15 protein-coding genes are annotated in these 18,959 nt (G+C 40.6%); 4 read left to right on the top strand and 11 right to left on the bottom strand.

Annotation, left to right across the window (positions count from 1 at the left end; translation table 11 throughout):
• Positions 1–15 precede the first annotated feature (15 nt).
• Positions 16–618, bottom strand: coding sequence for a DUF924 family protein (locus HT99x_RS06505; protein ID WP_075066429.1), 603 nt, complete (start codon positions 616–618; stop codon positions 16–18).
• Positions 619–720: 102 nt separating this feature from the next.
• On the opposite strand from HT99x_RS06505, the gene ygfZ reads away from it, so the two are divergent.
• Together ygfZ and HT99x_RS06495 are read left to right on the top strand one after the other, a co-directional pair.
• The gene (gene ygfZ, locus HT99x_RS06500) at positions 721–1,713 is read left to right on the top strand and encodes a CAF17-like 4Fe-4S cluster assembly/insertion protein YgfZ (protein ID WP_075066430.1); all 993 of its coding nucleotides are present in this window, start codon (positions 721–723) and stop codon (positions 1,711–1,713) included.
• A 51-nt stretch (positions 1,714–1,764) separates the two neighbouring features.
• Positions 1,765–2,610: an HDOD domain-containing protein gene (locus tag HT99x_RS06495; RefSeq protein ID WP_083482885.1), complete on the top strand. Its 846-nt coding sequence runs from the start codon at positions 1,765–1,767 to the stop codon at positions 2,608–2,610.
• A gap of 8 nt (positions 2,611–2,618) precedes the next feature.
• Here the strand turns inward: HT99x_RS06495 and HT99x_RS06490 are convergent, their stop codons facing one another.
• Positions 2,619–3,635, bottom strand: coding sequence for a hypothetical protein (locus HT99x_RS06490; RefSeq protein WP_075066431.1), 1,017 nt, complete (start codon positions 3,633–3,635; stop codon positions 2,619–2,621).
• Positions 3,636–4,010 (bottom strand): hypothetical protein, encoded by a 375-nt coding sequence (locus tag HT99x_RS06485; RefSeq protein WP_075066432.1) that lies wholly within the window; start codon positions 4,008–4,010, stop codon positions 3,636–3,638.
• A 285-nt stretch (positions 4,011–4,295) separates the two neighbouring features.
• On the opposite strand from HT99x_RS06485, the gene HT99x_RS06480 reads away from it, so the two are divergent.
• Complete coding sequence (locus HT99x_RS06480) at positions 4,296–5,564, top strand: hypothetical protein (protein WP_075066433.1); 1,269 nt, start codon at positions 4,296–4,298, stop codon at positions 5,562–5,564.
• Between the two features lie 15 nt (positions 5,565–5,579).
• On the opposite strand, the gene HT99x_RS06475 is transcribed toward HT99x_RS06480, so the two are convergent.
• From HT99x_RS06475 to HT99x_RS06450, 6 genes are all read right to left on the bottom strand, one after another.
• Positions 5,580–6,590, bottom strand: coding sequence for a hypothetical protein (locus HT99x_RS06475; RefSeq protein WP_075066434.1), 1,011 nt, complete (start codon positions 6,588–6,590; stop codon positions 5,580–5,582).
• Positions 6,591–6,686: 96 nt separating this feature from the next.
• Positions 6,687–7,574 carry a hypothetical protein gene (locus HT99x_RS06470; protein ID WP_075066435.1) on the bottom strand — a complete coding sequence of 296 codons (888 nt, stop codon included), beginning with the start codon at positions 7,572–7,574 and terminating at the stop codon, positions 6,687–6,689.
• Between the two features lie 187 nt (positions 7,575–7,761).
• Complete coding sequence (gene lysS, locus HT99x_RS06465; RefSeq protein WP_075066436.1) at positions 7,762–9,261, bottom strand: lysine--tRNA ligase; 1,500 nt, start codon at positions 9,259–9,261, stop codon at positions 7,762–7,764.
• 2 nt (positions 9,262–9,263) lie between these two features.
• Positions 9,264–10,362 (bottom strand): peptide chain release factor 2 gene (gene prfB / locus HT99x_RS06460; RefSeq protein WP_235528442.1). Its coding sequence is split into 2 segments (ribosomal slippage): positions 9,264–10,289 and positions 10,291–10,362, totalling 1,098 coding nucleotides; the frame shifts between segments, so codons are not numbered across the junction.
• Between the two features lie 100 nt (positions 10,363–10,462).
• Positions 10,463–12,235: a single-stranded-DNA-specific exonuclease RecJ gene (gene recJ / locus HT99x_RS06455; protein WP_075066438.1), complete on the bottom strand. Its 1,773-nt coding sequence runs from the start codon at positions 12,233–12,235 to the stop codon at positions 10,463–10,465.
• Complete coding sequence (locus tag HT99x_RS06450) at positions 12,207–13,091, bottom strand: hypothetical protein (RefSeq protein WP_075066439.1); 885 nt, start codon at positions 13,089–13,091, stop codon at positions 12,207–12,209. The genes recJ and HT99x_RS06450 overlap by 29 nt, the downstream gene beginning before the upstream one ends.
• Positions 13,092–13,555: 464 nt before the next feature.
• Between HT99x_RS06450 and HT99x_RS06445 the strand changes: the two genes are divergently transcribed.
• Positions 13,556–13,927 carry an MTH938/NDUFAF3 family protein gene (locus HT99x_RS06445; protein ID WP_075066440.1) on the top strand — a complete coding sequence of 124 codons (372 nt, stop codon included), beginning with the start codon at positions 13,556–13,558 and terminating at the stop codon, positions 13,925–13,927.
• A 55-nt stretch (positions 13,928–13,982) separates the two neighbouring features.
• On the opposite strand, the gene HT99x_RS06440 is transcribed toward HT99x_RS06445, so the two are convergent.
• Both HT99x_RS06440 and HT99x_RS06435 read right to left on the bottom strand, forming a co-directional pair.
• Complete coding sequence (locus tag HT99x_RS06440; RefSeq protein ID WP_259565802.1) at positions 13,983–17,516, bottom strand: hypothetical protein; 3,534 nt, start codon at positions 17,514–17,516, stop codon at positions 13,983–13,985.
• A 185-nt stretch (positions 17,517–17,701) separates the two neighbouring features.
• Entirely contained in the window at positions 17,702–18,763 is a 1,062-nt protein-coding gene (locus tag HT99x_RS06435) for a hypothetical protein (RefSeq protein ID WP_075067598.1), read from the bottom strand.
• Positions 18,764–18,959 lie beyond the last annotated feature (196 nt).

Below are 18,959 nucleotides of genomic sequence, written 5' to 3'. Positions count from 1 at the left end.
AATATTTCCTCTCACTTAAAATGAACTATTGGGTAAACTGAGAAAAACCAGTTCTTCTTGCGTACTTTCTCTGTTTAGAATGGCATTGCGATGTGGGAAACGACCAAATTGTTGAATAACATCATAATGCTTCTGCGCATAGTCAAAGGATTGCTCCATAAGGCTAAGATAATTCGGCGCTAATTCACGCGCTTCTTGCTCTAATTGTTTCATCAACGCTAAACACAGTTTCTGATGCTGAATATCTTCGGAGTGCTCTAATGGCATATAAAAAAACAACCGTTGCACTAAAGGTAAATCTTTATCTAATTTTTGCTCTTTACCATGCTCAAAAGCCGCTAAAGCCAGGTTATCGTAGGCAAAAGCAAGCGGAGTTTCACGGTACATATTTCGTGAAAATTGATCGACTAAAATGATATAGGCTAAGCACGATTGTGGTTGATTTATCCACTCATTCAAGCGGCCACTCACCGCGTATTGATGCACCTGTGAAAATCTTTCGTTTATTTCTTGGTCATACGCTGGGTCTTTTTTCCACCAGCAGGCTGCATTTGCGAGATAATTATTTTTATCGGTTCCAAACCAAAAATGAAGAATTTCATTGACTTTTTCTAACATATTATGTCAGCCAAATAACAGTTTATTTTCATAGATATCATCTCTATCTCAGCATTAATGGTATACTTTGCGTCCCAGAATATTCAACGAGAAGATATTCCGATGCATACTAAATGGCAAGCATTTTCACCCTCCATCGAGGCAAGTCAGATTGGTTTTTGCGAGCTCTCTTCCCTTGGCGCATTGATTGTAAGCGGCCAAGATGCAGAAACATTTTTACAAGGTCAGCTAACCGTTAACCTGAAAACCATTACCGATGATCAAAGTCAGCTTGGCGCTCACTGTAATCTAAAAGGGCGCATGCAATCTTTATTTCGAATTTTCAAATTATCCCAAGGATCAGAGTCTCGTTATCTTTTAATTGCTGCTGCCAGCTTGATCCCCCATGCAATTCAAAATCTAAAAAAGTACGCCCTATTTTCTAAAGTCAAATTAGAGCAAGCGGAAGGCTTGCGATATTTTGGCTTAGTCGGTGAAGCATCCTCTGATTTCTTGACAGCGTTAATGAGCGAGCAAGTCAATGCCGTCGCAGGAGGAGGCACAACTTATTTGCCTCAACCAGAAGGTGACCTCATCATTTGCCGTCTACCAGGAAGCATCCCTCGTTTTATGGTCATCCTCGCAACGTCGCTTGCTGAATCCTTTATCCAAGCCATGCAAAAAACGACACAAGGTTTGTCAACGGAACAGTGGGAAGCTTTAGATATTCAAGCAGGGATCCCAAGTCTGTACCCTAACACCGAGGATTTATTACTACCCCATCATGTGAATTTACCAGAACTCAAAGGTGTTAGTTTTGATAAAGGCTGTTATTTAGGGCAAGAAATTATTGCCCGAATGCACTACAAAGGCAAAATCAAACGCCATATGTACCGTGCCTTGCTGGCTGAAAGCACAGAACCCCCACCCTGCCCAGGCGATCAGGTTATTATTTTAGATGCACCCAATGAAGCGCCTGGTATTGTCGTGCGTAGTGCCAAGGTTAAGCAGGGATTTGAGTTACTGGTTGTACTAGATGAACAGTATGCTGATTTTAGCAAAATTCGCTTCAAGAAAGCTGATGGACCAAAACTTCATCGTCTAGACTTAATGTAAGCCCCCAGTGAGGGGCAACGCATTCAATCGTCTGGTGTCAAGGAGTTATTCATGGATCTATCCCTCAATGCATCCGCTACCTTCTTTATGGATCTTCTTGAGGCCATTGAACGAAATCGACTTCCACTCCCGACCCAACCCGAGATTGCAATGGCTATTCAAGAAGTTAGCCAGAACCCCTATGTTACGATTGAAGAGCTTGAAGGCATTATCGGCAAAGATCCTGCCTTAACCGCACGTATTATTCGACTTGCCAATAGCCCCTTAGTTCGGGGGCGTGTTGCCATTAATAGTTTAGAGAATGCCATTAGCCGTTTAGGAGTGCGCTTTGTTTCAAACATGGCGATTGGTTTAGCCATGGAACAGTTATTCCTTGCCAAACACAAAGTGATTGAGCAAAAACTAAACGATGCCTGGAAACATAGTGGACAAATTGCAGCAACTTCGTATGTGATTGCGAATTATACTAAAAAGTTTGCCCCCGATGAAGCAATGCTTGCGGGCTTGCTACATGAAATTGGCATCTTACCTATTCTTACTTATGCTGAAACACAACCAGAATTATTGAAAAATCTTAATGTGCTCGATGAATTAATCCAAAATCATTATGCAAAACTTGGCGAAGCCATTTTAAACTCATGGCAGTTCCCTCCCAATATTGCCAACATTCCGCAAAACATGACGCAGTATTATCGCAAAATTCCTAAAGCAGATTTAGCTGATGTGATTTTGGTTGCAAAAATCTTCGTTCTAGAAGGAACACCTCATCCTTTAGCCCAAATTGATAGAACTGAAATTCCTGCGTTCAATCGATTGGGTCTTGATCCTAAAGAAAATCTGCTGTTAAAACCTGCTTTGCAAGAGCCATTAATGGCGGCTGAAGCGATTTTTAAATAATTGCGAACTCATCCAAATATAGTATGTTGAAAAATTTCAAATTTTTCTTCAACAGAATATTCTAAATCATTTGCTTCTAGGCCTAAGAAATTTTTATCTTGGCATTCACCATAGTACTGATATCCCGGCATAAAGTTTGGCGTTTCTTCTAAAGAAGCGAATTGACCATCGTACTCATCTGCCAGCATAAAAGTTGGTGTTTCTTCTAAAGAAATGAGTTGTCTATCGTTGTGATGTTGATTTCCCTGCATACAAGTTGGTATTTCATGTAAAGAAGCTGGTTGGCTATAGTGCTGATATTCCGAGATACAAGCTGGCGTTTCTGCTAAAGAAGTGGGGTATTTATCGTTCTGATATTGATTTCCCTGCATATAAGTTGGCGTTTTATGTAAAGAAGCCGGTTGGCAATAATACGCATATCCTGGTATACAAGTTGTCGTTTCAGGTAAAACAGACGGTTGGCGATATCCCGACATATACCTCTGCGTTTGGGGTACAGCAGCAGGTTGGCCATAGTACGAATATCCTAACATAGGGGTCGGTGTTCTATCTAAAGAAGTCGGTAACTCGTTGATGACGACTTCATTTTCACTTAAATATTCGGAAAAGTTGAATAGTAGATTTTCAAGTTGCGGAGGTTGCTCGTTTACCATTACCTCTTTAGTTTTTCGCCTTATATTTCGCTTTTCTGGCTCGGCAGCGCGTTTTGTTTTCTTACATTTAGAGATATTCACATTTATTTCAGGCATTCCTACTGTGCGATCATAGGCAAGAAGATATATGTTTGCTTGATCGGCCGTATAATTTTTTAATAGATTTTCAAGTGCTGGACGTTCTTCACCTCGCAAAGCGCATTCACGTCCCAGGTCAAATATTTTTTTCAATTCACTCTGATCATGTTGCATGGTTACTATTTTGTCATAACTCTCAAGGTATTGTTTCGCTTCATCTGGATGATAACGTTCCAATAATTTCTGATTTTTAGGGCGTTTTCCTGCTCCTCGTCTAGCGCACGCGCTTCCCATTCATTTAATTTTTTGCATTCTTCTACGATCTTGTACCTCAGGCGTTACTGCTGCTGCTTTGTCGTATGCATCAAGGTATAGTTGCGCTTGTTCTGGGCTATAACGTTTTAACAAAGTATGAATATCCGGACGATCACCATCATGATATGCTAAATAACGCCCCGCATTTTTTACTTTGCGCTGGGCTTGTTCTTGTGGTGTTCCCGCAGCAACATCATAAGCGTGAAGATAGTGTTTTGCTTGCTCTAAGCTATAGTTGTTGCGTTTTAGTAGCGTTTCAATCGTTGGGCGGGCATAGCCAACGTGAGCTCCCTCACGGCCTGAATTTCTCGCTCTTTCCAGCAGCTGTTGATTGGCAAAAGGGTTATATAACATAAATAACTCCAAAGCATTTTGTCTTAATCATAACCATCTCAACTAAGTGATGGTGCAACAAGTGCGCAGAGTATATAACACTAAATAACTAATGTCAGGAAATTCACCAATAAAATATTTGTTCGAATAAAAAGACAGAACAAATTTTAAGCAAATGCGTAATACAAAACAAAAAATCATAACATTAAATTTGTTCGTATTTTTCAGCATTTTATTTAATATTCATTAGAACTTATTTTTATAAAATGTTATGTTGCGTTCTTGCAGTAACAGTGGTGAGAATGAATGATGCGTTACAAAAAATTAGTATTAAATGTTGAGCATGATCCTCAATTGCTTCAAATGTTCGAATCACTCGTTAAACTCATCCCCGACATTCCTTTACTCGATTCGTTGATTGAGAATGCCACGCTTTATGGCAAAATCTTCGTTGATTTTGTTAGCCAAAACGAATGCCAAACAAATGGTTCGATGGAGCTTCGAAACAACAAAAAATATAGTAAAATCGTAAAAAGCGCTGACTTTTTACCGATGTTTTCAACTTTATTGACCGTTTTGTATAATGCAAAATGCTGTCATACCATCGCAAATAATCCCCTTAACATCCTAGCCAAGCATTTTGATGATGCAGACAATTTTGCACTAGCTAAAGAATTAGCCGCATATAAAGGTGTTTATCAGCCAACAAGCGTACTATTAAATGATATCGCCAATCATCACAAAGAAGTATTTACAGCAAATGGCTTAGCTATTTTTAATGATGAATTTGATAGGTTAATCAACGAATGCTCATCGTTTGAAGTATTTTGGAAAGCAAAGAATAGCCCACTTGAAGGTCAACTTTTTAGTCATGCTGATATTTATAGACAACAATATCAACAAACAACCTATGTTCCGCTTTCTCAGTTAAAGAAACACCATCAGAAGGATTCGCAAACATTTTCTTATAACCATTTTTCGATTAATACCGATAACGACCCAGAAATGAATCATATCGCTAAAGCACTGATGATATTGCTTGCGCAAATCCCTCTGCTTGATGATCTGATACAACAGGCTACGCAACAAGGAACCAGACGCATTACGGTTGATTTTGTTCAAGCAAATCAATGTGAGGCGAATGCGATATGGATTGATAATGGACTATCTGGCAATATTCAAATTGTCAAAGAAGACAAGCGTTTCTCAGACATGTTTGCTGCATTAATATTTGAACTATGTAATGCAAAAAATACGCACTTTACATCATTGCAAGTTGATGATTTCGAGGATGCAGACGCCTTTGCTAAAGAAAAAGAATCTTTGGAATACCATCATACCTATCTTCCCACCCAGACCATTTTAGAAACAATTCTTAAAGAACACAAAAGCGATTTTGAAAAAGTAGCTCTTCACATTTCAGATGATGGTTTACAGCGAGTCAAAGATAAATTTCAGTCATTCGAAGACTGGTGGAATACAGTTAATACCATAAGTGAAGGCAAATCTTATAGTCATGCTGATGTGTATCGAAACCAATATGACACTCAAGCTAGCTTGCGTCTGTTGAGTTAATTTGATGAAGTCGTACTATAAGCTAGGGAACCCTAGTTTAATCTCTTGAAAATCGTTATCAATATCTTCCTTGTTTAAGGGATCATACTTTCTTTGACAAAGGGATAAACTCGGCACAAGCGAAAAAATAAGCGTTTCATTTTCAAAACCCAGTATTTGTTCATCGCAAAGAAGAGGATTGGCCGCAACGCTATTTTTAACAAAAAATAACTCAGAATAGAGTGTCGACTCAGAACATTTTTGACTATCATCTAAATAGGCTTCTTCAAGCAATTCAAGATAAGATAGCGGCGGACAATCATGAGTAGCGATAACATCTTCACTTACTTGTACCTGAATTTGACTCACAAGCTGGGATTGTTGCCTTTGCCGTTCACAACCTTTGTCAAAACCTATCAAGTACGCTTGCGCTTGTTCTAGCGTATAGTGGTTTCGGTACTGCAAAGTTTCAATCGTTGGGCGTATACAACGTCTCTGCGCTGATTTTCGCCCCGTTTCTCTTGCTTTTAACAAATTGACTGCTTCGCTTGTCCCTGCTTTTTCATCATACGCTTTCAAATACACCGCAATATGTTCCTCGGAATATTTTTTTCGCAGAATCTCATGAGTTGGGCGGGAGCCTCCTGTTCTTGCCCTCTGCCTGCCTGATATTATAGCTTTTCGTCTTGCTTGTTCTTCAGCTGTGCCAATCGTTTTATTATAGGCATGTAAATAAATCGTTATTTGCTCTTGATTGTATTTATTCTGCAATTCTTCAATAGTGGGTCGCGGCATGCCTTGATTGGCTCTCAAAGCACCTGCAATTTTGGCTTTTCGTTGTTCTTGTTCTTCTGGCGTTCCAGCAATTCGATCATATCCCTGAAAATAAGCTTCTATTTGTTCTTGAGTATATTTATTTTGCAAAACTTCAATGCTTGGACGTTGATTTCCTTGACGTGCGCTCTGGCTACCAGATGATTTGGCTTTGCGTAGCGTTAATAACCTTTCTTTTGCTGCAACTTTGTTACTTCCTTTTTTTGCTGGCATGTCACATCCTAGTGGTTTGATAGCACAGGTTATTTGGACAAGTAAATAATACGAAAAAGTAACATAGCTGTTGCTTGCTAACAATAAGAATAATTCTTATTGGAGCATGCTCAAGAATGCTAGATATCTCCTGTCTTCTAGATTATTTTCTGGATGAGAACAGCGTTGTTCAAATGATTCAGTATGGTTTTGACAATAACTAAACCTTGGTACAAATGCAGCAACATAGGCTTCATTTTCAATGCTAAATAAGGGTTCATCCGTTGAAGATGTTAATACACAGTTGTCTTCAGCCAACATTAACTCAGAATACAGTTGCCCATTAAGCTGTTTGCCAATATTCTCCAAATATGCTCTTTCAAGAGATTCACTATAAGATTCTTCTTGTGACTCATTAACAGCAATCGGCTCAAATGAAATGGCAAACAAATCGTCTTTTATCACGTATTCATCGCTTTGCTTGCTAACATTTTCTAGCTCACATGATGCTTTTAATATATTCGCCTCTATTGTCACTTCAGCGCTTTGCGTGTTTACATTTTCAAATTTTAACTGATGAACAGGGACTATCTTAGGCAGAATTGTATATTTATCTTCGCTTTTTTTATTTCTTTGTTCAGTCGTTATATCGAAAGTAAGAAGGTACATCTGTGCTTGTTGTAGGTTATATTGATTTCGCTGCTGTAATATTTCAATGGTGGGGCGCCTCCCTCCCTTGCTAGCCGATTTACGTCCGGACTCTTTTGCTTTACGTAACGCTTTCTCTGTCGGTTCAATGATGACGCTATCATAGCTCCTAAGATACATTTTAGATTCCTCTTTGGTATATCCGCGCATTTGTAATATTTCAATGGTTGGGCGATCGCCACCATTTTTAGCGCAACTATATCCAGATTTTGTGGCTTTTTTTAATCCAATAGGACCAAAACGTAGCTCAGACTTTGTGTTTTTTGCTTTAGGCGAGACATCATCGTTCAATGGCATACCATTCTCTTTTAATATCAATTATCTGGCAAAAATATCAGATGCCTTACTTACTTACAATAAGAAAAGTTCTTAGTAGAAGGGAATGAAAAGCTTGTATAGTGAGAAAAAACAAGAATGAGATAAAAATTGCGGAAAAGATGCTGCGGCACACTGCCTTAACAGTACCGCAGCAAAACAGGTAGATTTAATTCCCTCTCATATGGGGGAATAAAATGACGTCACGAATCGATGGCGCATCTGTAAATAGCATCACTAAGCGATCGATACCAATCCCCTCCCCGGCGGTGGGTGGTAAGCCATGCTCTAATGCCGTAACAAAATCATCGTCATAATGCATTGCTTCGGCATCCCCGGCTTCAAATTGCGCAACTTGTGCTTTAAAGCGAGCCGCTTGATCTTCCGCATCATTTAACTCAGAAAAACCATTCGCAATTTCACGGCCACCGACAAAAAATTCAAATCGATCGGTCACTTCCGGATTATGATTGCTGGCACGTGCCAAAGGTGACACTTCGGTTGGATATTCGGTAATGAAGGTAGGCGCCATTAATCGTGATTCAACCGTTTTTTCAAATATTTCGATTTGAATCTTACCCATTCCGTAATCACTTTTAAGGGGTAAGCCTAATTCTTTGGCATAGCTTTCTAATTTTTGACGATTTTCTAAATCGTCAGCGGTTAACTGAGGATTAAAATGTAAAATAGATTCTTTTACCGTCATGCGGGTAAACGGTTTTGATAAATCGTAACTCTCACCTTGATAAACTAAAGTCGTCGTTCCTAATACGAGTTGTGAAATTGAACGTAACAAATCTTCGGTTAAATCCATCAACTCATGATAATCAGCATAGGCTTGATAAAATTCAAGCATGGTAAATTCAGGGTTATGACGAGTAGAGACCCCTTCATTACGGAAATTGCGATTGATTTCGTAAACGCGTTCAAACCCACCAACCACAAGTCGTTTTAAATAAAGTTCAGGGGCAATTCGTAGGAAAAGCTGCATATCGAGTGCATTATGATGCGTAATAAAAGGTCTTGCTGCAGCTCCCCCTGGGATGGGTTGCATCATAGGCGTTTCCACTTCCAGAAACATTCGATTATTTAAATAATCACGAATTGCTTGAATAATTTTGATACGCGTTTTAAACACTTCTCGCGTTTTTTCATTAGCCAGCAAATCTAAATAACGTTGACGATAACGGGTTTCTTGATCAGTTAAGCCATGATATTTTTCTGGCAACGGACGTAATGCCTTGGTCAGCAACCGTAAGTTCTTTGCTTTAACGGATAATTCACCGGTTTTGGTTTTGAATAAAACACCTTCAACCGCAACAATATCCCCTAAATCCCAATGTTTAAATTGCTCATATACGCCTTCGGGTAGCTCTTCTGATTTAGCATAGACTTGCATGACGCCGGTCATATCCTGCAAGTTAAGAAAGCTCGCCTTACCCATATGACGCCTTGTCATCATGCGCCCTACCATTTTAACTTTAACCGCTTGTGCCTCTAAATCTGCGGTTTCGATAGCATCATATTTAGCATGCATATCGCCAGCAAAAGCATCTCGTCTAAAGTCATTGGGAAAAGGGTTACCAGCGTCGCGCAGTTGTTTCAATTTTTCACGACGGTTCACTAGCTGTTCATTAAGATCTTCTACTTTTTGGCTTTCATCTGTCATGTTTATAACCCATCTTTTAAACTGGCTGTAATAAAGAGTTCAAGTAAATTGCCATCTAATACACCTTGGGTATTAGAAGTTTCTACTCCCGTACGTAAATCTTTTACTCGTGAATCATCAAGCACATAAGAGCGGATTTGATTGCCCCAACCGATATCGGTTTTGGTTTCTTCCATGGCATTTTGCTCTGCTTGGCGTTTGCGCATTTCTAATTCATATAATTTACCACGCAACTGTTCCATGGCTTGTGCACGGTTTTTATGTTGCGAACGATCGCTCTGACATTGCACAACAATGCCTGTCGGAATATGGGTAATACGAATAGCAGAATCGGTTCGATTGACGTGCTGACCGCCTGCGCCACTCGCGCGGTAAGTATCCACTCGCAAATCGGCAGGATTGACTTGGATATCAATCTTTTCATCAATGACGGGTGACACAAAAATAGCGGCAAATGAGGTATGCCGACGGTTGCCTGAATCAAATGGCGATTTACGCACGAGGCGATGAACGCCGGTTTCTGTGCGCAACCAGCCATAGGCATATTCGCCTTCAACTTTAATCGTTGCACTTTTGATGCCTGCAACTTCCCCTGCGGAAGCTTCAAGCAAGGTCATTTTAAAGCCTTTACGCTCACCAAAACGCAAATACATCCGCAATAACATTTCTGCCCAATCTTGTGCTTCGGTGCCACCTGAGCCTGCTTGAACATCAACGTAGGCTTGTGCACCATCCATTTCACCTGAAAACATACGATGAAATTCAAGCTCTTCGATAATCGCTTGTAAGCGCGTTCCTTCTTGTTCTAAATCATGAAAGGTGGCTTCATCGTCATCTTCTTTGGCAATCTGTAATAGATCCAAGGCATCGTCGACATTGCTTTGTGCATTAGCAATGGTCGTGACCAATTTTTCCAGCAGCACGCGCTCTTTGCCCAGGGCTTGGGCCTGTTCTGGATCCTGCCATATAGCGGGGTCTTCTAACATGACTCTGACTTCTTCTAAACGCTCGCGTTTTTCATCAAAGTCAAAGATACCTCCGCAGATCATTAAGACGGTTCGCTAAATCTTTTAGCTGTGATAGTAAAGGTGCAATTTCCACGCCCGGCTCTCTATTACCAATCAAAAACAGCAAATTATACAATATCTTAGCTAAAATGAGTAATTCAAACTGGCTCGAGTATATAATTTTAAGCATTTAACTAAATAACAAATTTTTCGAGATGAATGATCTGACAATTGAGTTTCAATTCTCCACGAAAGGTTTGTATTTTTGGCATATAAACAATTTTAACTTCATCACCAACGTTTACTGGCATCGGTTCATTAGGATCGCAGCTGTTAAACCAAACGGCTTCAAACCATACCTCATTCACCACCAAGCCTACTCTTAAATGTGTTTGAGTCTGCCCCATAACCTTAAGGCTAATAATTTTACCCTCTAATTCAAAGGCTGGTGACTCAAATTCTCGGCCAAAAGGCTCTAAGGATTCGACGAGTTTCTTAATAACCGGAATCGAGATAGCATCAATAGAAAGTTCACCATCTGACCATACTTCAGGCCCAACATCGACTCCATTTAGTTGTTCACAAACGACTTCTTCAAAATACCGGGTAAAATCAGCAACTCTTTCACGATAAATACTGAGCCCTGCTGCTGCTTGGTGCCCACCAAATTTCACTAAAATACCCGGGTATCGATCAGCAATCGTTTGTAAAGCGTGTCTTAAGTGAATACCTTCAATGGAACGTGCAGAGCCGGTTAAGATATTCGAGTCTTCCTGCTTGGGACAAAAAATAATCACAGGTCGCCCAAACCAATCTTTAATTCGGCTAGCGCTAATGCCATGCACGCCTGCATGTCCATCTTCTAAAAAAATGCAAAGGCTATTTTTTTTCTCAGCAAATTGCTTTAATGCCTGTTCTTTTGCTTGCTGCGTGATAGCATCTTGAATACTTTTGCGCTCGGTATTTTGTATTTGTAAATGCTCAACCCATTCTTTAGCTTCTTTATCATTTTTAGCCAGTAAAAAGCTCACTGAGCCAAAAGCACAAGCTAAACGGCCATCACTATTGAGTAGCGGACCAATTTTAAATCCGAGATCCTCAGAAGAAAGGGGTGATGACATAATAGGGATTAAAGCACGCCAGCAGGGACGCACGCCTTGTTGAATCAGTTTCATCCCATAAGAAACAATGGCACGATTATTTTTACTGCGAGCAATACTCACACAATCCGCAATCGTCCCGACAGCAACAAAATCTAAACATTCGGCTAAACTGGGTAATATTTTTGCAGTATTTTGCACAATATGCGAACGCACTGCTGCCATTAATAACCAGGCTACCATGCAACCTGCGATGAGCCTATCAGGATATTGGCTATCTGTACGGGTAGGACTAACCACCGCATAAGCACTTTGTGGGATCCCATCGACGGGGATCTCATGATGATCGGTCACAATCACATCAATCTCGTGGCGCTTTAATAACGCAATTTGTGCTTCATCAGAAGAGCCATTATCAGCTGTAATAATTAAGGTAGGACGAGGCGAATCTGCCAAAATCCGCGCCGCAACCGCTTCTGATAAACCATAACCCTCTTTTAAGCGGTGCCCAATGTAGGAGCGAACTTTTTCTGCCGGATGACCTAAAATATCGACCAAAGCACAATAAAGCACCGCATGACTTGTTTGCCCGTCACAGTCATGATCGGTTTCAATACCTATCACTTCGCCAGCTGCTAATGCATCACAGATCCTAGCAACCGCTCGCTCAATATCAGGTAAATTATGCGGAGAATCCAGGGCCTTTAATTTGGGCGCGAGCATCGTTAAAACAGATTCTTCTAATAGTGTCGGTCTTGAGGCAACGATTCGTGCCAATAGCGGATCAAGCCCTTCTGCTTTTGCTGCGGCTTCGCGCTCAGCATTAATGGTTCTTCGTTTAATTTTTGCTAACGGTAGTGCTGTCATTCGAAATCCTTTTGCTTCGCCAAAAATAATAAAGATGGCGTCTTTTAAGCATATATTCTTTTTGTTCTGTGATTAATTTAAGCGATTTTATCTTGCCTTGACGTAACGCTGACAAAAGTGGTGCCATTAAATCATGGGGTGGTTCAATAAAGAGTTCGTTAGTATTTTGCAACAACATGGGCTCCCAAGCTGTTGGTAAAGGTTTGGCGATAATACCCACGCTTTTTGCTAGCGCTTTTAAAATCAGATCGTCGGTATAAAGTGCATCATAATCCGTTTTCAATTTCGTGGGATTCGCATTTCCCCAAAACCAGACACTGAGGCCATATTCTACCAATAACATTTGGCATTCTGTTAACAAACGATGCCAATAAACCGCATCTTTACCCGTTGGCAGATAAGAAGCCAAACTTTTGCCAACTAGCGTCGCCGGATCATGAAAATGCACATCGGTATGATGTGTCAGCGCAAAAAGCCATATTCCCTTATCTGCACGTCGTAAAGCGATACCATCTTCTGCTAAAAAATGATTGAGTTTTTCAAGTAAGGTGTTTTCATCGGCTTCTGATAATTGAGTCACTCTTTGGACAAAGTAAGCTGTTTTTTGGTCAACATGACATTCAATGGGAGAAGCTAAGCAATAGGATGCCGTTCTTGATTCGCCTAAATAGTCAGCCAACAATGCCGCAGCGGGCACCGCGCCATCCAATCCTTGAAAAAAATTTTGATAAGGATGTGCTACCGATTCGCGGTCAATCTTGTTGGCTTTAGACAAGATCAACGCTAAAGGCCCCTCATTTGCTGCAAAGTCAGTCATTTGCAGATTGGGGAGATACAGGGTTACAGACTTATTCATTTAGTTTGCTTAATGGCTTTTTATGACAACTACTCGAACCAGTTTGATTTTAGGCTAGGCGCCGAGCTCTTGAACAAAAGGAGTGTATAAAAAATACATGACTTTTGCGAGATGAGCGTAGGCAACAACGCCTAAAAGCAAAATGGAAAGAGTATATCGATTGTAAGGGAGTTCTGCTAAGATTCAAGCAAAAGATTATAGTTTGAAGAAATCCCCCGCAGCTTCGCTTGCGGCCCCCTTTTGTCCAAAGGGGGCGATTGATTCGCTTCGCTCATCGAATATGCCTATATTCCTGAGGTAAAAGCAATGAAAAGAATATATACATATTTAGAGAATGAAAATCATCACGATAAACACCTAATTGGAGCCAGAATCATTGCCCCCTTTGAATAAAAGGGGGCGGCTCGTCACCGTAGGTGGACGAGCGGGGGATTTTTATCATTAATCAAATGAGAAGAATATAAATGCATATCCAGCAAGACGAAACCACCGCCACCTACCAAATCAAACGCTACGAACCCGGCAAAATTTGGATCAATGAAGCATGCTATGAGCAAAGTGTCATTATTCGTCCTCATCAGCTCATCGTTCCTTGGGAACCTAACCAATTTGCAGATTTAACCACCCGGCATTTTGAATCGCTTTATGATAATAAGCCCGATATTTTGTTACTTGGCACAGGCGAAATATCTGCGATCCCAAGTGATGATTTGCTTCAAGAGCTATGGCAAAAAGGGATTGGTATTGAATTTATGGATAGTCGACGAGCCTGCTTTACTTATACCGTACTCGCCGCCGAAGAAAGAAATGTTGCTGCTTGTATTATCATCCAATAACAGCTCTGCTTGCCCCAGTATTCACTGGGGCAGAGAGTGTATCTTATGAACTGCTTTATAAAGTAACCTGTTGTCGAGTTCGATCTAAATTTCCACCTTGAAGATCTCTTTCATCATCCTGCTCTAACTGATTCACTTCTTCATTCTCAACTGAATCTTCTTCTTGTTCAGCGGGTGTAGAACTCCATACATAACTCTTGAGAGTACTCAGCCCATTACCAAGTCCACTTCCCATCGATACCACGGTATCTTTAATACCAACAGCAGCATTGACTGTTTTATTTTTGGTCCCTCTCATTAATTGAGCGGTTAATGTCACTGGCGTTGCATACGTGCTGACGACACCCATACCTTCATTGACGTTATCAACTGCAGCATCAACCCGCGCTAAAGTACCTTGGATCTGTGGGGTTAAATCATCTACGGTACTTCTCGTGCTATCTAAAATAGCATTGAGCTTTTGCGTTAATTCCGGCAAAGTTGTTTCATTCACTTGCTTTAACGTAGCTGTCGCTTGCTCGATGGTCGCTGTTGAAGATTTGACTACCGCATCGACTTGGCCCATTACCGCAGGAATATGCGTTTCATTCACATTCTTCAATGTGGCTGCCGTTTGGCCACTGATTTCGTCAATCGCTTTTTGTCCTGAAGCAATCGTTGCCGTGGTAGATTTGACTACCGCGTCCACTTGGCCCATTACCGCAGGAATATGCGTTTCATTGACATTTTTCAAAGTGCTTGCCGCTTGACCGCTGATTTCATCAATCGCTTTTTGTCCTGAAGCAATCGTTGCTGTGGTAGATTTGACTACCGCATCGACTTGACCCATCACTGCAGGAATATGCGTTTCATTCATACTTTTCAAGGTGGCTGCCGTTTGGCCGCTGATCTCATCAATCGCTTTTTGTCCTGACGCAATCGTTGCTGTGGTAGATTTGACTACCGCATCGACTTGACCCATTACCGCAGGAATATGCGTTTCATTCACTTGCTTTAACGTAGCTGTCGCTTGCTCGATGGTCGCTGTTGAAGATTTGACTACCGCATCGACTTGGCCCATTACCGCAGGAATATGCGTTTCATTCACATTCTTCAATGTGGCTGCCGTTTGGCCACTGATTTCGTCAATCGCTTTTTGTCCTGAAGCAATCGTTGCCGTGGTAGATTTGACTACCGCGTCCACTTGGCCCATTACCGCAGGAATATGTGTTTCATTCACATTCTTCAAGGTGCTTGCCGCTTGGCCGCTGATCTCATCAATCGCTTTTTGTCCTGAAGCAATCGTTGCTGTGGTAGATTTGACTACCGCATCGACTTGACCCATTACCGCAGGAATATGCGTTTCATTGACATTTTTCAAAGTGCTTGCCGCTTGACCACTGATTTCATCAATCGCTTTTTGGGTTGAAGCAATGGTTGCTGTGGTGGATTTCACCAATGCATCTACTTGGCCTATTACTGCAGGAATATGCGTTTCATTCACTTGCTTTAACGTAGCTGTCGCTTGCTCAATGGTCGCTGTTGAAGATTTGACTACCGCATCGACTTGACCCATTACCGCAGGAATATGCGTTTCATTCACTTGCTTTAACGTAGCTGTCGCTTGCTCGATGGTCGCTGTTGAAGATTTGACTACCGCATCGACTTGACCCATTACCGCAGGAATATGTGTTTCATTCACATTCTTCAAGGTGCTTGCCGCTTGGCCGCTGATCTCATCAATCGCTTTTTGTCCTGAAGCAATCGTTGCTGTGGTAGATTTGACTACCGCCTCGACTTGACCCATTACCGCAGGAATATGCGTTTCATTGACATTTTTCAAAGTGCTTGCCGCTTGACCACTGATTTCATCAATCGCTTTTTGGGTTGAAGCAATGGTTGCTGTGGTGGATTTCACCAATGCATCTACTTGGCCTATTACTGCAGGAATATGCGTTTCATTCACTTGCTTTAACGTAGCTGTCGCTTGCTCAATGGTCGCTGTTGAAGATTTGACTACCGCATCGACTTGACCCATTACCGCAGGAATATGCGTTTCATTCACATTTTTCAAAGTGCTTGCCGCTTGGCCACTGATTTCATCAATTGCTTTTTGTCCTGAAGCAATCGTTGCTGTGGTAGATTTGACTACCGCATCCACTTGACCCATCACTGCAGGAATATGCGTTTCATTCACTTGCTTTAACGTAGCTGTCGCTTGCTCAATGGTCGCTGTTGAAGATTTGACTACCGCATCGACTTGGCCCATCACTGCAGGAATATGCGTTTCATTCACATTTTTCAAAGTGCTTGCCGCTTGGCCACTGATTTCATCAATTGCTTTTTGTCCTGAAGCAATCGTTGCTGTGGCGGATTTCACCAATGCATCTACTTGGCCTATTACTGCAGGAATATGCGTTTCATTCACTTGCTTTAACGTAGCTGTCGCTTGCTCAATGGTCGCTGTTGAAGATTTGACTACCGCATCGACTTGACCCATTACCGCAGGAATATGCGTTTCATTCACATTTTTCAAAGTGCTTGCCGCTTGGCCACTGATTTCATCAATTGCTTTTTGTCCTGAAGCAATCGTTGCTGTGGTAGATTTGACTACCGCATCCACTTGACCCATCACTGCAGGAATATGCGTTTCATTCACTTGCTTTAATGTAGCTGTCGCTTGCTCAATAGTGGCTGTTGAGGATTTTACCACCGCATCGACTTGGCCCATCACTGCAGGAATATGCGTTTCATTCACTTGCTTTAATGTTTCAGTGACTGTGCCAATGGTTTCATTTGCATGTTCGACCACAGTTCCAACCTGCGCCAACACCGCAGGAATATGCGTTTCATTTACTTGCTTTAACGTAGCTGTTGCTTGCTCGATAGTCGCTGTTGAAGATTTGACTACCGCATCAACTTGACCCAACACCGCAGGAATATGCGTTCCATTAATCTGTTGTAACGTTGTCGTTGCTGCACCAATGGTTCCATTCGTGCGTTCTACCACTGTATCAACATGCGCCATCACCGCAGGAATATGCGTTTCATTGATCTGTTGTAACGTTGCCGTTGCTGCACCAATGGTTTCATTCGCATGTTCTACCACTGCTTCAACCTGCGTCATCACTGCAGGAATATGCGTTTCATCTATATTTTGTAGGGTAGCTGCTGCTTGATTACTGATCTCATCAATTTTTTCTTTGGTTTTATCAATCGCTTTTTCAGCCGCTCTGATTGTCTTATTCAACTGCTTTGTTAATGGCTTTATTTCACTATTAACGGTTTTAACCGTTGTTTTCGCATTTTTAACGACACTGTTCACTTCCTCAAGCGTCGCTTTGCTTTCAATAACCCTTTCATTCACATTTTCAATGGTTTTTTCTAAACCGGCAGCCACATTCTTAATATGTGTAGCTAAACTAATCATATAGTTTGTTAAAGTAACTGCAATAAAAGTAATGGTGGTTGCAGCACTAATTACCGCTAAAGCAGGAAATAAGGCTAAAGAAGTACCCAAAGCAATAATGGAGCTCGATAATGCCGCAGAAAGTAATGAAAATTTAATGGCATTCTTATTGTTTTGATAAAAACTGTTATTTGTTGGCATCGAACCGCCCCTTAATAATTAACTAACAACTGAACTTAGTGAGTAGTTGCTCATCTTAAATAAACAACTAAATCATGTAAATAGTCGCTCATCTTATTTCGTGGTCGGCACATTGTCAACTTTATAACTAACAAATAACTCGCTTATTGAACAATTGAGTTATTCAACTCAGTTAGTTTGAGAGATTACAGAGAAGATTTCATTCTCGTTTTAAGGGAAGTGTCTTTGATTGCATGACGAATTAAATACTCCCGGCCGATAGGATGCTGTCGGCACGCTTTGCGTAATTGTTGTCTTGCAAATTTAGCTTTTTCAAATAAATTCTTTGAACAACGACTTTCACGGTGAGTATTAAAACGGATAGATTCAATGCTGCTGAAAATAAAAGATAATTGATTAAAGACAACTTCTTTATCAGGATTTTGGCTAGCATTATTAAATGCAGCAATTAAATTCTGAATATGATCGCACATTTTATCTAATAACTCTTTAATAACACTTTTTCTAGCAACAACATAGCATTTTTTAAGTATGTCATGCATTTCAACAAATACGGCTAACCATTTCGCATCGTCTAATGGCACCTCTTTCAATTGATTGCGTAGCAATTCGGTTGTTGAATACATCACACCTTGGCTACTATAAACATAATCTGCGGGGGACACCGCAATCGTTTGTTTTAGCGCTTGTTCTAATGCATTTAATTGCGATAATGTTTCTTGTCTAAAACTCATCTGGTTTAACGCACGGATAGTGGTATTCAAATTTGCAGATTCAAGCTCAAGGGCATGAATACAGTTAACCACTTCATCATTATAGATTTGTTTAATGGAAATTTTTCTTAATAAGGCAATCAAATTGACAATCGCAATATAACAGTGAGACTGCGCCTCATGCGCCTGATTAAATTCAATACGATTGATTTGTTCAGGCTGTTCTTTAAATTGTTCTGTTCTATAACGAATCGTTAGCATATTTTCTCTTATTTTTACTAAGATCCGTTCAACATGATATAAATAGGTGCTAGCGGCTAATAGATTTAAATCCCACTGTTGTTCTTGCTCAAGATCAAACTCACTACGCAATTGACTTACCATCGCTTGTAATTCATCGATATAAACAAAAGGGTCAGCTGATAAATCAATTATTGGGGGTAACTGCAAAGATCCCTTGATTTCAGGGTCTCTTTTAAAGATTGATTTAATTTTTTTCCACCAAGATAAGCCGGGATTTAAATTCTCTCTCATGGTTTTTACTTCTTATTTAAACTAATTGAAAGGTGAATTCCTTATCTCATCATGCATCCAGCTTATTTTTAGTTATCATCTTTAGATTTGACCATAAAAGCCCACCCAAAAACAAGTTTGAAATATGACCAACAACCTAACACATGGCCCTGTTTTGAGATCAAAATAAAACTTTTTGCTACAGGAAATTGACTAA

The organism is Candidatus Berkiella aquae (assembly GCF_001431295.2).
Taxonomy (GTDB): domain Bacteria; phylum Pseudomonadota; class Gammaproteobacteria; order Berkiellales; family Berkiellaceae; genus Berkiella; species Berkiella aquae.
Note: the sequence above shows the minus strand (reverse complement) of the source record. Positions and strands in the feature narration are given on the sequence as shown.

Bases quoted from the DNA above. Each gene is read 5' to 3' on its own strand.
- HT99x_RS06440 (WP_259565802.1), bottom strand. From the start codon at position 17,516: ATGCCAACAAATAACAGTTTTTATCAAAACAATAAGAATGCCATTAAA.
- HT99x_RS06485 (WP_075066432.1), bottom strand. From the start codon at position 4,010: ATGTTATATAACCCTTTTGCCAATCAACAGCTGCTGGAAAGAGCGAGA.
- HT99x_RS06490 (WP_075066431.1), bottom strand. From the start codon at position 3,635: ATGGGAAGCGCGTGCGCTAGACGAGGAGCAGGAAAACGCCCTAAAAAT.
- recJ (WP_075066438.1), bottom strand. From the start codon at position 12,235: ATGACAGCACTACCGTTAGCAAAAATTAAACGAAGAACCATTAATGCT.
- HT99x_RS06450 (WP_075066439.1), bottom strand. From the start codon at position 13,091: ATGAATAAGTCTGTAACCCTGTATCTCCCCAATCTGCAAATGACTGAC.
- ygfZ (WP_075066430.1), top strand. From the start codon at position 721: ATGCATACTAAATGGCAAGCATTTTCACCCTCCATCGAGGCAAGTCAG.
- HT99x_RS06435 (WP_075067598.1), bottom strand. From the start codon at position 18,763: ATGAGAGAGAATTTAAATCCCGGCTTATCTTGGTGGAAAAAAATTAAA.
- HT99x_RS06505 (WP_075066429.1), bottom strand. From the start codon at position 618: ATGTTAGAAAAAGTCAATGAAATTCTTCATTTTTGGTTTGGAACCGAT.
- HT99x_RS06480 (WP_075066433.1), top strand. From the start codon at position 4,296: ATGATGCGTTACAAAAAATTAGTATTAAATGTTGAGCATGATCCTCAA.
- HT99x_RS06495 (WP_083482885.1), top strand. From the start codon at position 1,765: ATGGATCTATCCCTCAATGCATCCGCTACCTTCTTTATGGATCTTCTT.
- HT99x_RS06470 (WP_075066435.1), bottom strand. From the start codon at position 7,574: ATGCCATTGAACGATGATGTCTCGCCTAAAGCAAAAAACACAAAGTCT.
- HT99x_RS06445 (WP_075066440.1), top strand. From the start codon at position 13,556: ATGCATATCCAGCAAGACGAAACCACCGCCACCTACCAAATCAAACGC.
- HT99x_RS06475 (WP_075066434.1), bottom strand. From the start codon at position 6,590: ATGCCAGCAAAAAAAGGAAGTAACAAAGTTGCAGCAAAAGAAAGGTTA.
- lysS (WP_075066436.1), bottom strand. From the start codon at position 9,261: ATGACAGATGAAAGCCAAAAAGTAGAAGATCTTAATGAACAGCTAGTG.